Source organism: Mesorhizobium sp. USDA 3734, assembly GCF_056279665.1.
This window is the reverse complement of sequence record NZ_JBWCCW010000001.1, coordinates 6666982-6683386: the sequence shown is the minus strand read 5'-3', so window position 1 is coordinate 6683386 and position 16405 is coordinate 6666982. Positions and strand designations below refer to the sequence as shown.

The window sequence follows — 16405 nt, the reverse complement described above, 5'->3', positions numbered from 1 at the left end:
CGTCAGCAGGCAAGTGACCTAAGCCGCCTGCGCCACCCGCTCCGAACTCATGCGGTAGGAGATAGCCTCTGCCAGATGGATGCGGCCGACGGTTTCGCTGGCGTCGAGATCGGCGAGAGTCCGCGCCACTTTCAGCACCCGGTGGTAAGCGCGGGCGGAAAAGGCGAGTTTTTCGCTGGCGTCCTTGAGCAGCGACAGGCCGGCGGCGTCAGGCATGGCGATCTCCTCGATCACCGATGGCGCGCAATGCGCGTTGGTGGTGGCTCGGGTAGCGCCGAGCCGTTCGAAGCGTTCGCGCTGGATGGTGCGGGCACGCGCCACGCGCAGCGCCACATCGGCGCTTTTCTCCGCCCGGTCGGGCCGGATCAGGTCGCTGGCCGACACCGCCGGCACTTCGATCCTGAGATCGATGCGGTCGAGCAGCGGGCCCGAGATACGCGCCTGGTAGTCGGTGCGGCAGCGCTCGCCGCGCAGGCAGCGATAGCCCGGCTCGCCGGCCATGCCGCAGCGGCACGGGTTCATCGCCGCGACCAGCTGGATGCGCGCCGGATAGGTGACGCGATGATTGGCCCGCGCGATCATGCAGTCGCCGGTCTCGAGCGGCTGGCGCAGCGCATCGAGCGTCTGCGGCGTGAACTCGGGAAACTCGTCGAGGAACAGCACGCCATGATGGGCGAGCGACACTTCACCCGGCCGCGCGCGGATGCCACCACCGACCATCGCCGCCATCGAGGCCGAATGGTGCGGCGCGCGGAACGGCCGCCGGTCGGTCAGCTTGCCCTCGCCGAGCTCTCCCGCCACCGAGGCGATCATCGACACTTCGAGCAGTTCCTTCGGCGCCAGCGGCGGCAGGATCGAAGGCAGCCGCTGCGCCAGCATCGATTTTCCCGATCCCGGTGGCCCGATCATCAGCAGATTATGCCCACCGGCCGCCGCCACTTCCAGCGCCCGCTTGGCGGTCTCCTGGCCCTTGATGTCGGCAAGGTCGGGCAGGTCGCGCGCCGCGGCGTGGATGCCGGCCTCCGGTCGCGACAGCACCTGCGTGCCGCGAAAATGATTGGCGATCGCGATCAGGCTGCGCGGCGCCAGTATGTCGAAATCCTTGCCCGCCCAGGCCGCTTCCGGCCCGCAGGCGAACGGGCAGATCAGGCCCTTGCCCTCGGCATTGGCGCCGATCGCTGCCGGCAAGGCGCCGGCGACGGCGGCAATCGTGCCGTCGAGCGACAATTCGCCAAGCACGACATAGCCGGCCAGCATGTCGCCCGGAATGGCGCCAAGGGCGGCCATCAGGCCAAGCGCGATCGGCAGATCGTAATGGCTGCCTTCCTTGGGCAGGTCGGCGGGCGCCAGATTGACCGTGACCTTCTTCGACGGCATCGACAGGCCGGAAGCATGCAGTGCTGCCTGCACCCGCTCACGGCTTTCGGCCACTGCCTTGTCGGCCAGGCCGACGATGTGCATGTTGACCTTGCCGGGCGCGATCATCACCTGCACGTCGACCGGTACGGCCTCTATGCCCTGGAAAGCGACCGTGCGAACCCGCGCCACCATCGTGCAACCCCAATTCAGGCTGGTCCCAGCCCGTGCGACCAGGCCAAAAATGGCCCCTCGGGGAGACAATCACAATTCCTTGGTCAAATCAAGAACATTACAGGAACACATAAGCGCGTAGGTTGCAGCCGAATAGAGTCCGGTTGCAAAAACGGAACATGGTTAAGACAAAATGAAAACGGTCACTTCCGCTTGTCCTCGACCGCGTCCCAGAACAGGCTGGCGATGTCGGCGCCGCCGAAGCGCTTGACCTCGCGCACACCGGTCGGCGAGGTCACGTTGATCTCGGTCATGTAGTCGCCGATGACGTCGATGCCGACAAGGATGAAGCCGCGCTCCTTCAGCGAAGGTCCGATGCGGGCGCAGATTTCGCGCTCGCGTTCCGTCAGCTCGGTCTTTTCGGCGCGGCCGCCGACATGCATGTTGGACCGGGAATCGTGCTCGGCCGGCACCCGGTTGATGGCGCCGACCGGCTCGCCGTCGATTAGGATGATGCGCTTGTCGCCCTTGCGCACGTCCTTCAGATAGCGCTGCACGATATAGGGTTCGCGAAACATCTGGCCGAACATTTCGAGCAGCGAGGCAAGGTTGCGGTCGGCCTCGTGCAGATGGAAGATGCCGGCGCCGCCATTGCCGTAGAGCGGCTTGACGATGATGTCGCCGAACTCCTTGCGGAAGGCGGCAACTTCGAGCGGATCCTTGGTGATCAGCGTGTCCGGCATCAGGTCGGAAAACTCGGTGACGAAGATCTTTTCCGGGCTGTTACGCACCCAGGCCGGGTCGTTGACCACCAATGTCCCGGGATGGATGCGCTCCAGGATGTGCGTGGTGGTGATGTAGTTCATGTCGAAGGGCGGATCCTGACGCAGCAGGACAACGTCCATCTCCGACAGATCGGTACGCACCTTCTCGCCCAGCGAATAGTGGCTGCCCTTCTCGTCGCGCACCTGCATCTCCTCGATGCGGGCAAACACCTTGCCGTCGCGCAACGATAGCCGGTCCGGCGTGTAGTGGAACAGAAGATGGCCGCGCCGCTGCGCTTCCAGCGATAGCGCGAACGAGGTGTCGCCGGCGATCGACACCGTGGAGATGTGGTCCATCTGGACGGCGATTTTCAGCTTCATGGCGGGTCTCCGGCGGCTCGGATGGGCGACTGTCTTGCCTGTACAGGCTCACTGCCCGTCTGCCAATCGCGACATTTTGAAGATTGGCATCAGAAGTCGCAAACCCGAGCCAACGCCCGATCCGCCGGCCATCTGGAGACAGAGCGAGGCTGCGCGTCATCGCTTTCTTAAGCCTTGCCGTGCAAGGGTAAGCCCCCGAATGCGTCCGGCCCGTGCTGACGCAGTCCCGGGGCACTCGATGGAACAACGACCATGAACGCCGTCACCGCCATCCGCGCCATCGCAACCAGACAGCTCGAACTCACCATCCGGATGCCATGCTTCAACGATGACTTGCTGGCCGATGAGCTGCCGGCCAACCAGCTGCCGGCGCGCGACGCATGAGCGAAGCATTGCCGGCCTTTGTCCAGACACGCCTGTTCCGGTTCCTGACGGTCGGCATCGGCGCCGCATTGCTGTTCTTCGTTCTGTCGTGGCTCCTGGTGTCGCTGGGCCTTTCGCCCTTCATCGGCAGCGTTGTCGCCTATGCGATTGCCGTCGTAGTTGCCTATAGCGCACAGCGCGGCTGGACATTCGGCGGCCAGCACGACCACGTCAGCGCCATGCCGCGCTATCTTGCCCTGCAGCTCGGATGCGCTCTGTTTTCGGGCCTGGTGTCGCACCTGGCGGTCACGCGTTTCGGCTTGTCGCCGCTCGCCATGTCGGCGCTGACCACGGTTGCCGCAGGCGCCGTGAGCTACGTCATGTCGTCGCTATGGGTGTTTCCGACGCGCGGCTAGTGCGCTTTTTTGCGCGCTATTTTGCGCTTTGTGGAGTGACTGTCGCCAGCCCGCGCCGCCCCTCGCATCGGTCCCCGTGCACATGACGCCGCTTAGCCGCGAAAAATCGATTTCGCGATACGTTTCCTAAAGGGTTTGCTGCCAGTCTCGAAATAAATTCCGACGTCACAAAACAGGGACACCGATGCAAACTTCGTTTGGCACCGGTCAGGCAAACAGGGAGAGCACGGATCTGGCATTCACAGATCCGTTGACCGGGCTTGGCAACCATCGCCGCTTCTTCGACAAGGTCGATCGCCTGATCAGCGACCGTGCCGACGATCCCGCACCCTTTACCGTCGGCATTCTCGATCTCGACGGCTTCAAGCCGATCAACGATTTGTTCGGCCACAAGGCCGGCGACGATATCCTGATCCAGGTCGCCATGCGGCTGCGCGCCTCGATGGACGGCCATTCCACGGTCTGCCGCATCGGCGCCGACGAGTTCGCCTTTCTCTATCCCCTGGTGTTCAGCGAGGATGCAGCGGCCGAAAAATCCCGCATGCTGATCGAGATCCTGTCGGCGCCTTATGATGTCGGCGAACGCACAGCCAGGCTTTCGGCTTCGGTCGGCTGCTCGCTGTTCTATTCCGGCGACGAGACCACCGAGATCCTCATCAACAAGGCAGAGACGGCGCTCTACCACGCCAAGCGTTCCGGCCGTGGCCGCGTCGTCGTCTACACCCGCGAGATGGAAGAAGCGGCCAAGCGCGTCACCCGCATCGAACAGGCGCTGCGCCGCGCCGTCTCGGCCGGCGAGGTGGAGCCGCATTTCCAGCCCATCGTCGACCTCAATACTCGCCGTACCATCGGTTTCGAGACGCTGGCGCGCTGGACCGATCGCGACCTTGGCTCCGTGCCGCCAACGGTCTTCATTCCCATCGCCGAGGAGCGCGGCATCATCGGCCCGCTGTCGCAACTGGTGCTGCGCAAGGCGACAGAAGCCGCCAGAAGCTGGCCGAAGGACCTGTTCCTGTCGTTCAACCTGTCGCCCTCGCAGCTCGTCGACCAGAACACCGGCCTGCACATACTGGCGATCCTCGACCGCACCGGCTTCGATCCGCGCCGGCTGGAGATCGAGATCACCGAGACCGGCCTGATGAACGACCCGGCTTCGGCCGCGCAGATCGTCGAGGATCTGCGCCGCGTCGGCATCCGTGTCTCACTCGACGATTTCGGCACCGGCCAGTCCTCGCTCGGCCGCTTGCGCGAATTCCATTTCGACAAGCTCAAGATCGATCGCGCCTTCGTCTCCTCCATTCTCGATGACAGGCCGTCCGAACACATCATCCGCGCCATTCTCGCCATGTGCGAAGGGCTCGGCATGGACGTCGTCGCCGAAGGCATCGAGCAGGAAGCGCAGGCCGACCGCCTCGTCCAGTTCGGCTGCGCCGGCGGGCAAGGTTATCTGTTCGGCAAGCCGGTCGATGCCGACGCCACACTCGGCTATCTCCGCGATTCCTTCCGCGGCGCCCTGCGCGCCAAGGCGATCTGACCGGCGGTCGCGAAGCCGCCGCCATCCTGATGATGCCGCCATGCGCATCCAGTGCGGCGCATTGTCGTTTTGTCTGACATAAGCCCAGAAATCCGATGGTTCGCCCTTGCCCGCGCGACCTGTCTGGCTAGGATGCGCGCCGGTCACGCTGGGAGAGACAGATATGATGCCATCGGCGCATTTTGCCGACCTCGAAGGAGCCTCGGTGCTGATCACCGGCGGCGGCTCCGGAATTGGCGCGGCACTGACCGAGGGTTTTGTGCGCCAGGGCGCCAATGTCGCCTTCATCGACATCGCCGACGGCCCAAGCACGATACTTGCCGACCGCGTCGAGAAAGAGTTTGGCAGGCGGCCGCTTTATCTCAAGACCGACCTGCGCGACGTCGAGGCTTTGCGTGCGTCGGCCGCGAAGGCCGCTGAGGCGCATGGCGATGTCACCGTGCTGGTCAACAATGCGGCCTGGGACGAACGCCACGCCGTCGAAGACGTGACGGTCGAGTTCTGGGACAACAACCAGGCCATTAATCTGCGGCCGCACTTCTTCACCGCGCAAGCGGTGGCGCCGGGCATGAAGCGGGCCGGCGGCGGCTCGATCATCAACTTCACCTCGACATCCTACCTCATCAACCACCCCGACATGCCGTCCTACACGGCCGCCAAGGCCGGCATCCTCGGCCTCACCAAGGGGCTGGCCGGCAAGCTCGGTGTCGACGGCATCCGCGTCAACGCCATCGCGCCCGGCTGGGTGATCACCGAGCGGCAGAAAGAGCTCTGGGTGACAGAGCAGGGACTTGCCGCCCATGTCGCCAAGCAGTGCATCAAGCAGGTGATGCAGCCGGACGACATCGTCGGCACCGTGCTGTTCCTCGCCTCGGACGCCTCGCGCATGCTGACCGCGCAGATGCTGATCGTCGATGGAGGTTTCCTGTGAGCCCAGGGTTTGCCGGCAACGCGCCGGCGCTCGCCGCTGTCGACTGGGGCACGACCCGCATGCGGGTCTGGCTGATCGACGGACAAGGCAAGGTGCTTGCCGAACGTCGCGGCGATGATGGCTTGATCACCGCGCAGCAGAAAGGTTTTGCAACCATTCTCGATGGGCACCTGGAGGCGATGGGAGCGCTGGAGGCGCTGCCCGTCATCATCTGCGGCATGGCCGGTTCCCGCCAGGGTTGGCTGGAAGCGCCCTATGTCACCGTGCCGGCGCCGCTCAGGGCCATTCTCGGCGGTGCTGCCAAGGTGCCAGGCCAGAGCCGCGATATCCGCATCGTTCCGGGTCTTGCCCAGCGGCTGACCGATGCGCCCGACGTCATGCGCGGCGAGGAAACCCAGCTCGCCGGCGCCGGCCTGCCGGCCCAGGGTCGCCAGCTGGTCTGCATGCCCGGCACCCATTCGAAATGGGTGCTGGTCGAGGACGGCACTGTCGCCGGCTTCGGCACCTGGCCGACCGGCGAGCTGTTCTCGGTGCTTGCCGCGCACTCGATCCTGCGCCATTCGCTCGGCGAACATCCAGGCGCGGTTACATCGGACAATCCGTTCTTCCGCCGCTGGTGCGAAACCGCATTGGGCGAAGGCGGCGATGTCACCTCGCGGCTGTTTTCCATCCGCGCCGCCGGCCTGCTGCAGGACCTGAAAGCCGACGATGCCGCGGCCTGCCTGTCCGGTCTTTTGATCGGTGGCGAGATCGCCTCGGCCAGCCGCCGTCACGGCGCCGGCGCGGAACCCGTGGTGCTGATTGCCTCAGGCGCGCTGGCCGCGCTCTACCAGGCCGCACTCGGCCTTGCCGGGCTTGAGGTTCGGGCCGTCGACGCCGACGAGGCGGTGCGTGCTGGGCTCATTGAAGCCGCGCGCGAGAACGGCATGATCGCCAGAATTGGAGCAGCCCGATGAGCCAGACCGCACCTTTCCCCAAACTCAAGCGCGGCCTGGTTGCCATCCTTCGCGGGCTCAAGCCCACCGAGGCGATGGCCATGGGCCAGGCGCTGTTCGACGCCGGCATCGAGGCGATCGAAGTGCCGCTGAACTCACCGCAACCGTTCTCGTCGATCGCTCGCATCGTCCAAGTGCTACCGAAAGCGGCGCTGGTCGGCGCCGGCACGGTGCTGACGCCGGCCGATGTCGATGGCTTGCACCAGGCCGGAGGGCGGCTGCTGGTCAGTCCCAACATCGATGCCGAGGTGATGGCGCGCGCCATGCACTACGGCATGGTGACGATGCCCGGCGTGTTCACGCCGACCGAAGCCTTCCAGGCGATCAAGCTCGGCGCCTCGGCCCTGAAATTCTTCCCGGCGAGCGTGCTGGGTGCCGGCGGCATTTCAGCGATGCGCGCCGTGTTGCCGGCGCAAACGCTGGTCGGTGCCGTCGGCGGCGTCTCCGAAAAAGATTTTGCCGGCTACAAGGCGGCGGGCGTGACGGCCTTCGGACTGGGCTCCAGCCTGTTCAAACCGGGCATGAGCGTTGACGAGGTGGCGGCGCGTGCGCACGCCGCCGTTACGGCCTGGGATGCGGTGTTCGGAGAAGCATGATGAGCGAAGCGATCGTTTCGGTTTTTTCCGATCACGTCTGCCAGCTCGGCGAAGGGCCGAGCTACGATCCCGCCACCGATACGCTGTTCTGGTTCGACATCGTCAACAGCCAGCTTCTGGAAAAGCGGCTGTCCGGCGGCGCGACCACCGTCCATGAGCTTGGCCGGATGGCGAGCGCCATCGCCGTCATCGACGAGAAGCGCCAGCTGATCGCCGCCGAGACCGGCCTTTTTGTCCGCGACGTCGCGACCGGCAAACTGACGCTGCACACGCCTGTCGAGGCCGACAATCCGATCACGCGCTCCAACGATTCCCGGGTCCATCCCTGCGGTGCCCTGTGGATGGGCACGATGGGCAAGAAGGAGGAAAAGGGCGCCGGTTCGATCTACTGGTTTTTCAAGGGTGAGCTGCGCCGCCTGTTTTCGGACATCACCGTGTCGAACTCGATCTGCTTTTCGCAGGACGGCACGATCGCTTACTACACCGACACCGCGACCGGGCTGCTGCTGCGCGTCGCCTGCGATCCGGCGACCGGCCTGCCCGCCGGTGAGCCGAAGGTATTCGTCGATCACCGCTCGGCCAAGGGCTATATCGATGGGTCCGTGCTCGACCGCGACGGCATTCTGTGGAACGCCGTCTGGGGCGGCAGCGTCATCGAAGCCTATGGACCCGACGGCAAGCTCGTCCGCACGGTCGCCATGCCGGTGACGCAGCCATCCTGCCCGGCCTTTATCGGCGCCAAGGCCGACCGGTTGGCGGTCACCTCCGCCTGGTCGGGCAAGGATGAGAAGCAGCGTCTGCTGGATCTGCAGGGCGGCATGACCTTTCTGCTCGACATTCCCGTCAACGGCCGCTTCGAACCGCGCGTGCTGATCGCCTGATTGAACTGCACACTGCGGTCGGACGGTGTGTTGTCACGCAACCGTCCGACCCGGTCGGTTTCGCAAGAGCCGATTCCCTTCACCGTGCGATGGTAGGCGATCGTGTCGTCGGGGAACGTTCATTTCATGCCGAGCCGCAAGCCAAGACTGATCCTCGTCCACGAGCCGGAAAAGGCCTGCCTGGGCCGTCTGGTCGCCGACGGGCATGCACCGCAGCGTGCTGCCGAAATCGCGTCCTATCTGGCGCAGTCGACCGATCTCGCCCCTGAATTCGGGGCGCTTGGCCGCGCCTGTCAGGCACGCGGCCTGTCTTTCACGCCAGTGGCGCTGGACGACGCCGCGAGCGCGCTCGCCGGCGCGGACCCGGACACGACGCTGGTCTGGACACTGACCGACGGCATTGCCTATTTCCGGGGCGGCGCGGCGCCCGCTTTGGCGAGACTGGGTGGCTTCAAGACGATCGGCGCCGACGATGCGCTGTTCGCGCTCTGCCAGGACAAGTTCCGCTCCGGCGCCGTGCTTGGCGCGCTCGGCCTGCCGGTGCCGCAGGCTGGTCTTGCGCGCGACGGCAAATGGCTGGTCGAGCCGCCGGCCTCTGCCGACGGCTGGTTCGTCAAGCCCAATCGGCTTGGCGCCAAGATCGGTATCTGGGCGGATTCGCGCTGCCACGATCTCGGCCACGCGCTGGAACTCAGCCGGCGCGTGTTTTCGGCCTATCGCGATGACGTCGTCGTCCAGCCCTATGTCGCCGGCCGCAACGTACGCGCCAGTTTTCTCGGCTTGGTGCCTGGCGCCGGGGTCGAAGCGCTTGGCGTCGCCTTTGTCGATTCAGGCGCCGATTTCCAGACCATGGCGGACAGCCTGGCGCTCTATGGCGACACCGGCGAGGCAGCGAAAGCGGCGGGACACTACGCCGAACCGGAACTCGTCGCGGTTGCCGACAGCCAGCCGGCCGCCGATGCCGGGATTCGCGCGATCGCCGAGCAGCTGATGAGCGGGCTCGGCCTGCGCGATGTGTTTTCCATCGATCTCAGGGTCGAGGCCGACGACACCGTCCACCTCATCGAGTTCGAGGTCTGTCCCGGCCTGCCTTGCTTCGATTTCCGCGCCTATTGCCGCCAGCAATGGGGCCTCGAGCTTGCCGATGCCATGGCCGAAACCGCGGCGAGCCGGCTGCTCGGCGTCAACCGGTAGCTGCGTGCCTTGACGGCTTTCGCCCTGCCTCTAGTGTCGGCGGACGATCCGAAAGCAATTCCGGGAAAAGTGTGAAGCGGTTTTCCCGGGAAAAGCGCATAGCGCTTTCCCTTGGGAATTGCGTCAAAACAAAGAGTTAAGCGAAGGCCGCGCGATGAACACAACTTCAGTCGAAGTCCTCCACCATCATGTCAGGCGCATGGCCGGGCGCGATCCGCATGAGGTGCATCGCGTCGCGACGCCGCTCGAGCTTCTGTTCGACCTGACCTTCGTGACGGCGTTCAGCTTTGCCTCATCGCAACTCGCCCATGCATTGGCCGAAGGCCATTACTCGGCGGCCCTGCTCGGTTTCGCTTTTGCCAGCTTCGCCATCTGCTGGGCCTGGATCAATTTCTCCTGGTTCTCTTCCGCCTATGACACCGACGACTGGATTTTCCGGCTCGTCACCATGGTGCAGATGATCGGCGTGCTGGTGCTGGCGCTCGGCCTGCCACGCATGTTCGCCTCCATCGAACACGGCGAGCACCTCAACAATTCGGTGATGGTGCTGGGCTATGTCATCATGCGGGTGGCGATGATCTTCCAGTGGCTGCGCGCTGCACGGCAGGACCCTGCCCGGCGTCGCGCCTGCCTGACCTACGTCACGGCAATTGCGGTCGCCCAGATCGGCTGGGTGGTGCAGATCGTCGTCGATTTCCCGGTCGGCACCAGCATCATCCTCGCCGTCATTCTCGGGTTGATCGAAATGGCGGGGCCGGTGATCGCGGAAGGCAAGGATGGCGGCACGCCCTGGCATGCGCACCATATGGCCGAGCGCTACAGCCTGTTTGCCATCATCGCTTTGGGTGAGGGGGTCGTCGGCACCCTCGCCACCCTGTCCGCCGTGGTCGAGGAACAGGGCTGGACCGTGGATGCGGCACTGGTCTGCATCGCCGGCACCGGGCTCACCTTCGGCATGTGGTGGGTTTATTACATGCTGCCGTCAGCGCCGATCCTGCATGCCCATCGCAACCGCGCATTCGTCTGGGGGTACGGGCAGATGCTGGTTGTCGCGGCAATCGTCGCCACCGGTGCTGGACTGCATGTCGCGGCCTATTTCATCGAGCACAAGGCGCATATCGGCCCGCTTGCGACACTGCTTGCCACCGCTGTTCCCGTCGCCGTCTTCCTGGCGGCAATCTATGCGCTCTACACCTATCTCGTTCGGCGCTTCGACCCGTTCCACATCTGGCTGCTGCTCGCGACCGCGGCGGTCGTGGCACTTGCCATTCTCGCGGCACTTGCCGGCGTCGACATGGCGATCTGCCTGATCATCCTGATGCTGGCGCCGGCCGTCACCATCGTCGGCTACGAAATGCTCGGGCACCGCCACCAGGCTGAAGCGCTCGCCAGCGACGAGCCGCGACAATAACTGGATTGCTTCCAGGACTATCCCCGAGGCATTCGCTCGAACGCCTGCAAGGACGGATCCATCTTGTCCCAGGCATGGGCGCGGATGGTATAGGTGACCGCCTGCGGATTGAACTGGTCCGGGTCGTCAAGGCTGGTGGCGTTGATCGCGATCAGCTCCGGCATGGCGAAGAATGTCAGGTAGACCGGCGTTCCGCAGGTTGGGCAGAAGGCGTGGATCTTTTCGTTGCCGCTGGCGCCCGCCACCCGCCAGGTGCTCGCCTCGCCGGTAATTGCCATATCGGCGCGCCGGCCGAAGGTCATATAGGATCCATGGCCCGTGCCTGAGCGCTTCTGGCAATCGATGCATTGGCAGTGGTTCTGGAAGATCGGCTCGCCGCTGGTCTCATAGCGGATCGCGCCGCATGCACAGCCGCCGATATAGCGCTTGGTCATTGTTATTCTCCCGCTGCGATCAGGGCTGATTTCGGCTTGGCGAAAAGGTCGATGCCGCTGCCGGTTTCCAGGAAGGATTTCATGCTCGACAGCACGGCCGGCCAACCCTGGCTGACGCCCTTCGCCATGCCGCTGCCGGCTTCGAGTTCGTCATGGCTGACGGTCAGCCGCACCATGGTGTCGTATTCCTCGATGGCGAACGTCACCCGGCTGGTTTTTGACGGATCGTCGGCCTGCGAGGCGTTCGCCCATGTGATGACGAGACGGGTCGGTGGCGAGATCTCGACGACCTTGCCGACGAGTTCGACGGTCCGTTCGTCATTGGCGCGGATGTGCTCCCATGTCGAGCCCGCTTTCCAGTCGGAGACGTTCTCGTGGCCCCAGTAGCGCCTTGCGACATCGGGCTTGATTATGGCCTCGAACACCTTCTGCGGCGTCGAGCGTATATAGGTCACGTAGACAAAGCTCGTGGTCTCTTTGGTGGTCATTTGTCTTCTCCTTCGAGTTCTTGCTTCAGGTCGTGCAGCAGGCTGAGCCGCTGCCGTTCGAATTTCCGCACCCAGCGCTCGTAGACTTCGTGCAGCGGCACGGGGTTGATGAAATGCAGCTTCTCGCGACCGCGCTTGACCGTGCTCACCAGATTGGCCGCCTCCAGCAGGTCGAGGTGCTGGGTGGCGGATTGCCGTGCCATGTCCAGGTTTTCGCAAAGCTGACTGAGCGTCTGCCCGTTCTGCTCACACAGAAGGTCAAGCAGCCTTCTGCGTGTCGGGTCGCCCAGCGCTTTGAAAACCTTGTCGGCGTCCATCGGTCTCGCTCTGTTGTAAGGCAGAATATGCAGGTAAATACCTGCATGTCAACTGGCAGTCGGCCGCGTCGCAATGGCTCAAAGCGAAGGCTGTTGGGACAGTCGGTCGTTCGACAAGCCGCGCGGCATCAACGCTCCGCAGCCGGCAACTGGTGCTTGGCAGGTCGCCATGGAGGGACGCGGCAAAGATATGGGAGGTGAGCCTGCCGGGGCTTTGCTTGAAGCGCCGCTAGGCTCCATCCAGCCTTGAGCATGATCTCCGGCGAAACCGAATACCACGCTTCAGAACTATGGTTCGGTGGACCTCAGGCGCCCTCGACCAGGACGATCTCGCCGTCGGCGACCTTCTGGCGGATGGCGACGGCGCGCTGGTATTCCGGCGAGTGGTAGCAGTCGTGTGCGGCGGCGAGCGATTCGAACTCAATGATGACATTGCGTGCGCGGCCGGGCCCTTCGGCCTTTTCATGTTCGCCGCCGCGCGCCAGGAATTTCGCGCCGAAGCGCTCGAAGGCAGGCTTGGCGGCGGCGACATAGTCCTTGTAGCCTTCAGCGTCGCGCACATCGACGCGGGCGATCCAGTATCCCTTGGGCATTTGTTGTCTCCGAAGTCGTTCTTTGGATTATGCCGAGCGCATTTCGTCAAGGATGGCTTCGGCCGCTTCCCGTTTGTTGGCGGCGGCGACGATAGGCCGGCCGACGACGAGGTGGCTGGAGCCGTTGCGGATCGCCTGGCCCGGCGTCACCACACGCTTCTGGTCGCCATGGTCGCTACCCGTGGGACGGATGCCGGGCGTCACCACGGCCAGGTCGGGCCCGGCGATGCGGCGTACCGCTTCCGCCTCCTCGGCCGAGCAGACGATGCCGCCCATGCCGGCATGCAGCGCCTGTTCCGAGCGCCGCAGCACCAGTGTGTGCGGGTCATATTCATAGCCCGCGTCGATCACGTCCTGTTCGTCCATAGAGGTCAGCACGCTGACGGCAAGCAGGCAAAGGTCGCTGCCGCGCGCTGCTTCCACCGCTGCCCGCATCGCCTTTGGATAGGCGTGGATGGTCAGCATGGTCATGCCCATCTTGACGATGTTCTCGACCCCCTTGGCCACCGTGTGGTCGATGTCGAGCAGCTTCATGTCGAGGAAGACCTTGGTCCCGCCGCTGGCCAGTTCCCTGGCGAAGTCGAGCCCGCCGGCGAAGGCCAGCTGATAGCCGATCTTGTAGAAGGAGACGACGCCGTCGAGTTCGCGCACCGCCTGCTCGGCTTGCTTCACGGTCGGCACGTCGAGGCCGACGATGAGCCGGTCGCGCATGCTATCGGCGATCATGCCTCGATCCGGGTGGACAGCATGCGCGAGGTTTCGATCAGCGTGCGGCATAGATGCTCCATCGATTTGTGCAGTCTTTCGTCACGGAAATTGCCGTCTTCGTCGAAGGCGTCGCCACCCTCCGGCACCGAGCATTCCGGCGTTACCACTTCCATCTGGCAGCGCACCAGAACGGCGCGCAGATGGTTGATGCAACGGATGCCGGCAAAGTGCCCGTTGGAGGATGAGCAGAGGCCGGCGACCTTGCCGGCAAGCGGCCTGACCGTGCGGCCACCATCCCTGCGCACCCGGCTCACCCAGTCGATCGTGTTCTTGAGCAGCGGCGGGATGGAGCCGTTATATTCGGGCGTGGCGATCAGCAGCCCGTCATGGGCGATCACCAGACGGCCGAGTTTCTGGGCGTTTTCAGGAACGCCCTTTTCCTTTTCCAGATCCTCGTCGAGGATCGGCAAGGGATAGTCGGCGAGCGAGATGCGGGTCACCTCGGCGCCTTGCATGGCAAGTTCCTTCTGCGCCACGTCGGCGGTCCTGCCGCTGTAGGCGCCGCTGCGCACCGAGCCGGCGAAGACGAGGATTTTCGGGATCACTGCCATTGGCCACCCTTGTTCCCGGACAGGTACAGCCAAGGTTCGAGCAAATCAACGGCTGGATGGGGGAATAGGGGAGTAAGGCAGTAGGGGAGTAGGGGACAGAATGGAAATTGAGCCGTTCATTTCCTACTGCCTTACTCCCCTATTCCCGTACTCCCCTCTCACTCAGTGCGCCTCGCGCCGGTAGATCCACAGCTGCGTCGGCGGGATGTTGCGGAAGATGAAATCGAAATGCTTGACCGTGTAGTCGCCGCGACCGGCCGGGATCGGCGACATCGGGCCATAGGTCAGCTGCACGATCGGCCGTCCGGCCGGGATGCGGTCGAGCAGGCTCTCGATATAGGCGATGCGCTGGGCGACCGGAAAGTTGAGCAGCGGCACGCCCGAAACGACGGAATCGAAGATCATCCCGCTCTTGTCGCCAAGCGTGGCGTTGAGATTGAAGGCATCGCCCTCGATGACGTTGACACCGGGATAGAGCCGCCGCAGGTGGCCCACGAAATCCGTGTTGTATTCGACCGCGTAGAGGTTTTCGGGCCGCACGCCCTGGGCGAGGATGGCGCGCGTGATGACGCCGGTGCCGGGACCGACCTCGAGCACCGGCAGGCCGGATTTCGGATTGACGATCGAAGCCATCTTGCGGGCGGTGATCGAGCTGGTCGGCACGATCGAGCCGACCGTCTTCGGCTTGTCGATCCAGCCCTTGAAGAATTTGAGCTCGTCGTCGAACTTTTCGGCAAGCGCCTTCCGCAGTCCGGGACGTGTCATGCAAGTTCTCCTCAGCGCTCCCCGCAAAGCTAATTAACACCTGGTTGACGCAAGGCAAGGCACGACCTCGCCAATGTCGTGGATAAGATAGATTTCGTCGCGTCCCAGGATGCGGCGCGGTTTATCGGTTCGCGCGCCATTCCTGATTTGTCAACGCTCGCCGAAGGATTCGAAGAAATCCTTCATACGAGCGAAAAAGCCGCTCGATTGGGGCGAATTGTCCTGCGAGGAGAGCTGTTCGAACTCCTCCAGCAGTTCGCGCTGGCGGCGGGTGAGGTTCTGCGGCGTCTCGACCGCGGTCTGGATATAGAGGTCGCCGACATTGGGCTGGCGCAGAACCGGCATGCCCTTGCCCTTGAGGCGGAACTGACGCCCGTTCTGGGTGCCTTCGGTCACCTTGACCTTGGTCTGGGTGCCATCCAGCGTCGTCACCTCGAAGGAGCCGCCAAGGGCGGCCGTCGTCATCGAGATCGGTACCTTGCAATAGAGGTCGGCGCCGTCGCGCTGGAAGAACTCGTGCGGCTTGACCGCCAGGAAAATATAGAGGTCGCCCGACGGCCCGCCGCGCAGGCCGGCCTCGCCCTCATTGGCAAGGCGGATGCGGGTGCCGTCCTCGATGCCGGCCGGGATGTTGACCGACAGCGACCGCTCCTCGGTGACGCGGCCCTGGCCGGCGCATTTCGGGCATGGGTCCTTGATGGTCTGGCCACGCCCCTGGCATTGCGGGCAGGTGCGCTCGATCGAGAAGAAGCCTTGAGTGGCGCGCACCTTGCCGTGGCCGTTGCACATCGAGCAGGTGACAGGCTGGGTGCCGGGCTTGGCGCCGCTGCCCGAACATTCCGTACACGAGATCGACGCCGGCACGCGGATCTGCGCGGTCTTGCCGGCAAAGGCCTCTTCCAGCGTGATTTCCATGTTGTAGCGCAGGTCGGCGCCGCGCTCGCGGCCGCCCGACGAGCGGCGCTGGCGCCCGCCCATCATGTCGCCGAAAATATCCTCGAAGATGTCGGCGAAGCCGCCGGCGCCAAAGCCTTGCGCGCCGCCATTCATGCCGCCCTGTTCGAAGGCCGCGTGGCCGAAGCGGTCATAGGCCGCGCGCTTCTGCGGATCCTTCAGCGTCTCGTAGGCTTCGTTGATTTCCTTGAACTTGTGCTCGCAGGAATGATCGCCGGGATTGCGGTCGGGATGGAACTGCATGGCGAGCTTGCGGAAAGCGCTCTTGAGCTCCTTCTCATCGGCGCCCTTTTGCACGCCCAGCGTTTCGTAGAAATCAGCTTTCATTTTTTCCCGCTGTCCGGATGCTCAACGTCTTGAAGCCTTGTTGCGTCGTTTGCCGGCATTGCCGTTCCGATTTAGGTGCGATGGAAGCGGGATGCCAGTGTCGACGGGGCTTTGCCTGCATTTTTTCAGCAAGGCTCGCTGTTTTTCTGCAAGGGGTTGCAAAAAAGCCCGGCCTTCGCCGGGCTTTTCGCTTTATCTTGCCGTCAAACGGT

Annotated in this window: 19 protein-coding genes; 9 read left to right on the top strand and 10 right to left on the bottom strand. The window is 64.2% G+C overall.

Annotation, left to right across the window (positions count from 1 at the left end; all coding sequences use genetic code 11):
* Positions 1 to 18 precede the first annotated feature (18 nt).
* Positions 19 to 1551 carry a YifB family Mg chelatase-like AAA ATPase gene (locus ACZ89F_RS31940; protein WP_136619579.1) on the bottom strand — a complete coding sequence of 511 codons (1533 nt, stop codon included), beginning with the start codon at positions 1549 to 1551 and terminating at the stop codon, positions 19 to 21.
* Positions 1552 to 1733: 182 nt separating this feature from the next.
* Positions 1734 to 2675 (bottom strand): glutathione synthase, encoded by a 942-nt coding sequence (gshB, locus tag ACZ89F_RS31935; RefSeq protein WP_476096140.1) that lies wholly within the window; start codon positions 2673 to 2675, stop codon positions 1734 to 1736.
* Positions 2676 to 2927: 252 nt separating this feature from the next.
* Between gshB and ACZ89F_RS31930 the strand changes: the two genes are divergently transcribed.
* The 9 genes from ACZ89F_RS31930 (at position 2928) to ACZ89F_RS31890 (ending at position 10996) form a co-directional block, all read left to right on the top strand.
* The gene (locus ACZ89F_RS31930; protein WP_476096139.1) at positions 2928 to 3059 is read left to right on the top strand and encodes a hypothetical protein; all 132 of its coding nucleotides are present in this window, start codon (positions 2928 to 2930) and stop codon (positions 3057 to 3059) included.
* Positions 3056 to 3454 carry a GtrA family protein gene (locus tag ACZ89F_RS31925; RefSeq protein ID WP_476096138.1) on the top strand — a complete coding sequence of 133 codons (399 nt, stop codon included), beginning with the start codon at positions 3056 to 3058 and terminating at the stop codon, positions 3452 to 3454. The genes ACZ89F_RS31930 and ACZ89F_RS31925 overlap by 4 nt, the downstream gene beginning before the upstream one ends.
* Positions 3455 to 3638: 184 nt before the next feature.
* A complete protein-coding gene (locus tag ACZ89F_RS31920; RefSeq protein WP_109667529.1) occupies positions 3639 to 4988 on the top strand; it encodes a putative bifunctional diguanylate cyclase/phosphodiesterase in 1350 nt (449 codons plus the stop codon).
* A 163-nt stretch (positions 4989 to 5151) separates the two neighbouring features.
* Positions 5152 to 5919, top strand: a complete 768-nt coding sequence (locus tag ACZ89F_RS31915) for an SDR family NAD(P)-dependent oxidoreductase (RefSeq protein ID WP_476096137.1) — start codon at positions 5152 to 5154, stop codon at positions 5917 to 5919.
* On the top strand, positions 5916 to 6875 hold the full coding sequence (locus ACZ89F_RS31910) for a 2-dehydro-3-deoxygalactonokinase (RefSeq protein ID WP_476096136.1): 960 nt from the start codon (positions 5916 to 5918) through the stop codon (positions 6873 to 6875). Before ACZ89F_RS31915 ends, ACZ89F_RS31910 begins: the two co-directional genes overlap by 4 nt.
* Complete coding sequence (locus tag ACZ89F_RS31905) at positions 6872 to 7510, top strand: 2-dehydro-3-deoxy-6-phosphogalactonate aldolase (protein ID WP_476096135.1); 639 nt, start codon at positions 6872 to 6874, stop codon at positions 7508 to 7510. Before ACZ89F_RS31910 ends, ACZ89F_RS31905 begins: the two co-directional genes overlap by 4 nt.
* The gene (locus ACZ89F_RS31900; RefSeq protein WP_476096134.1) at positions 7510 to 8391 is read left to right on the top strand and encodes an SMP-30/gluconolactonase/LRE family protein; all 882 of its coding nucleotides are present in this window, start codon (positions 7510 to 7512) and stop codon (positions 8389 to 8391) included. The genes ACZ89F_RS31905 and ACZ89F_RS31900 overlap by 1 nt, the downstream gene beginning before the upstream one ends.
* Before the next feature lie 126 nt (positions 8392 to 8517).
* On the top strand, positions 8518 to 9585 hold the full coding sequence (locus ACZ89F_RS31895; protein WP_476096133.1) for a D-alanine--D-alanine ligase family protein: 1068 nt from the start codon (positions 8518 to 8520) through the stop codon (positions 9583 to 9585).
* Between the two features lie 154 nt (positions 9586 to 9739).
* Positions 9740 to 10996 (top strand): low temperature requirement protein A, encoded by a 1257-nt coding sequence (locus ACZ89F_RS31890; protein ID WP_476096132.1) that lies wholly within the window; start codon positions 9740 to 9742, stop codon positions 10994 to 10996.
* 17 nt (positions 10997 to 11013) lie between these two features.
* Here ACZ89F_RS31890 and ACZ89F_RS31885 read toward each other — a convergent pair whose 3' ends face one another.
* From ACZ89F_RS31885 to dnaJ, 8 genes are all read right to left on the bottom strand, one after another.
* Positions 11014 to 11430 carry a GFA family protein gene (locus tag ACZ89F_RS31885; RefSeq protein WP_476096131.1) on the bottom strand — a complete coding sequence of 139 codons (417 nt, stop codon included), beginning with the start codon at positions 11428 to 11430 and terminating at the stop codon, positions 11014 to 11016.
* A 2-nt stretch (positions 11431 to 11432) separates the two neighbouring features.
* The gene (locus tag ACZ89F_RS31880; RefSeq protein WP_476096130.1) at positions 11433 to 11918 is read right to left on the bottom strand and encodes an SRPBCC family protein; all 486 of its coding nucleotides are present in this window, start codon (positions 11916 to 11918) and stop codon (positions 11433 to 11435) included.
* A complete protein-coding gene (locus ACZ89F_RS31875; RefSeq protein ID WP_476096129.1) occupies positions 11915 to 12235 on the bottom strand; it encodes an ArsR/SmtB family transcription factor in 321 nt (106 codons plus the stop codon). Before ACZ89F_RS31875 ends, ACZ89F_RS31880 begins: the two co-directional genes overlap by 4 nt.
* Before the next feature lie 305 nt (positions 12236 to 12540).
* Positions 12541 to 12828, bottom strand: a complete 288-nt coding sequence (locus ACZ89F_RS31870; protein WP_023762651.1) for a DUF1330 domain-containing protein — start codon at positions 12826 to 12828, stop codon at positions 12541 to 12543.
* 27 nt (positions 12829 to 12855) lie between these two features.
* Positions 12856 to 13554, bottom strand: a complete 699-nt coding sequence (pyrF, locus tag ACZ89F_RS31865; protein WP_476096128.1) for an orotidine-5'-phosphate decarboxylase — start codon at positions 13552 to 13554, stop codon at positions 12856 to 12858.
* Positions 13551 to 14147, bottom strand: coding sequence for an NADPH-dependent FMN reductase (locus ACZ89F_RS31860; RefSeq protein ID WP_476096127.1), 597 nt, complete (start codon positions 14145 to 14147; stop codon positions 13551 to 13553). Before ACZ89F_RS31860 ends, pyrF begins: the two co-directional genes overlap by 4 nt.
* A 162-nt stretch (positions 14148 to 14309) precedes the next feature.
* Positions 14310 to 14912, bottom strand: a complete 603-nt coding sequence (pmtA, locus tag ACZ89F_RS31855; protein WP_476096126.1) for a phospholipid N-methyltransferase PmtA — start codon at positions 14910 to 14912, stop codon at positions 14310 to 14312.
* A 150-nt stretch (positions 14913 to 15062) separates the two neighbouring features.
* Positions 15063 to 16193: a molecular chaperone DnaJ gene (gene dnaJ, locus ACZ89F_RS31850; protein ID WP_476096125.1), complete on the bottom strand. Its 1131-nt coding sequence runs from the start codon at positions 16191 to 16193 to the stop codon at positions 15063 to 15065.
* Positions 16194 to 16405: the final 212 nt, after the last annotated feature.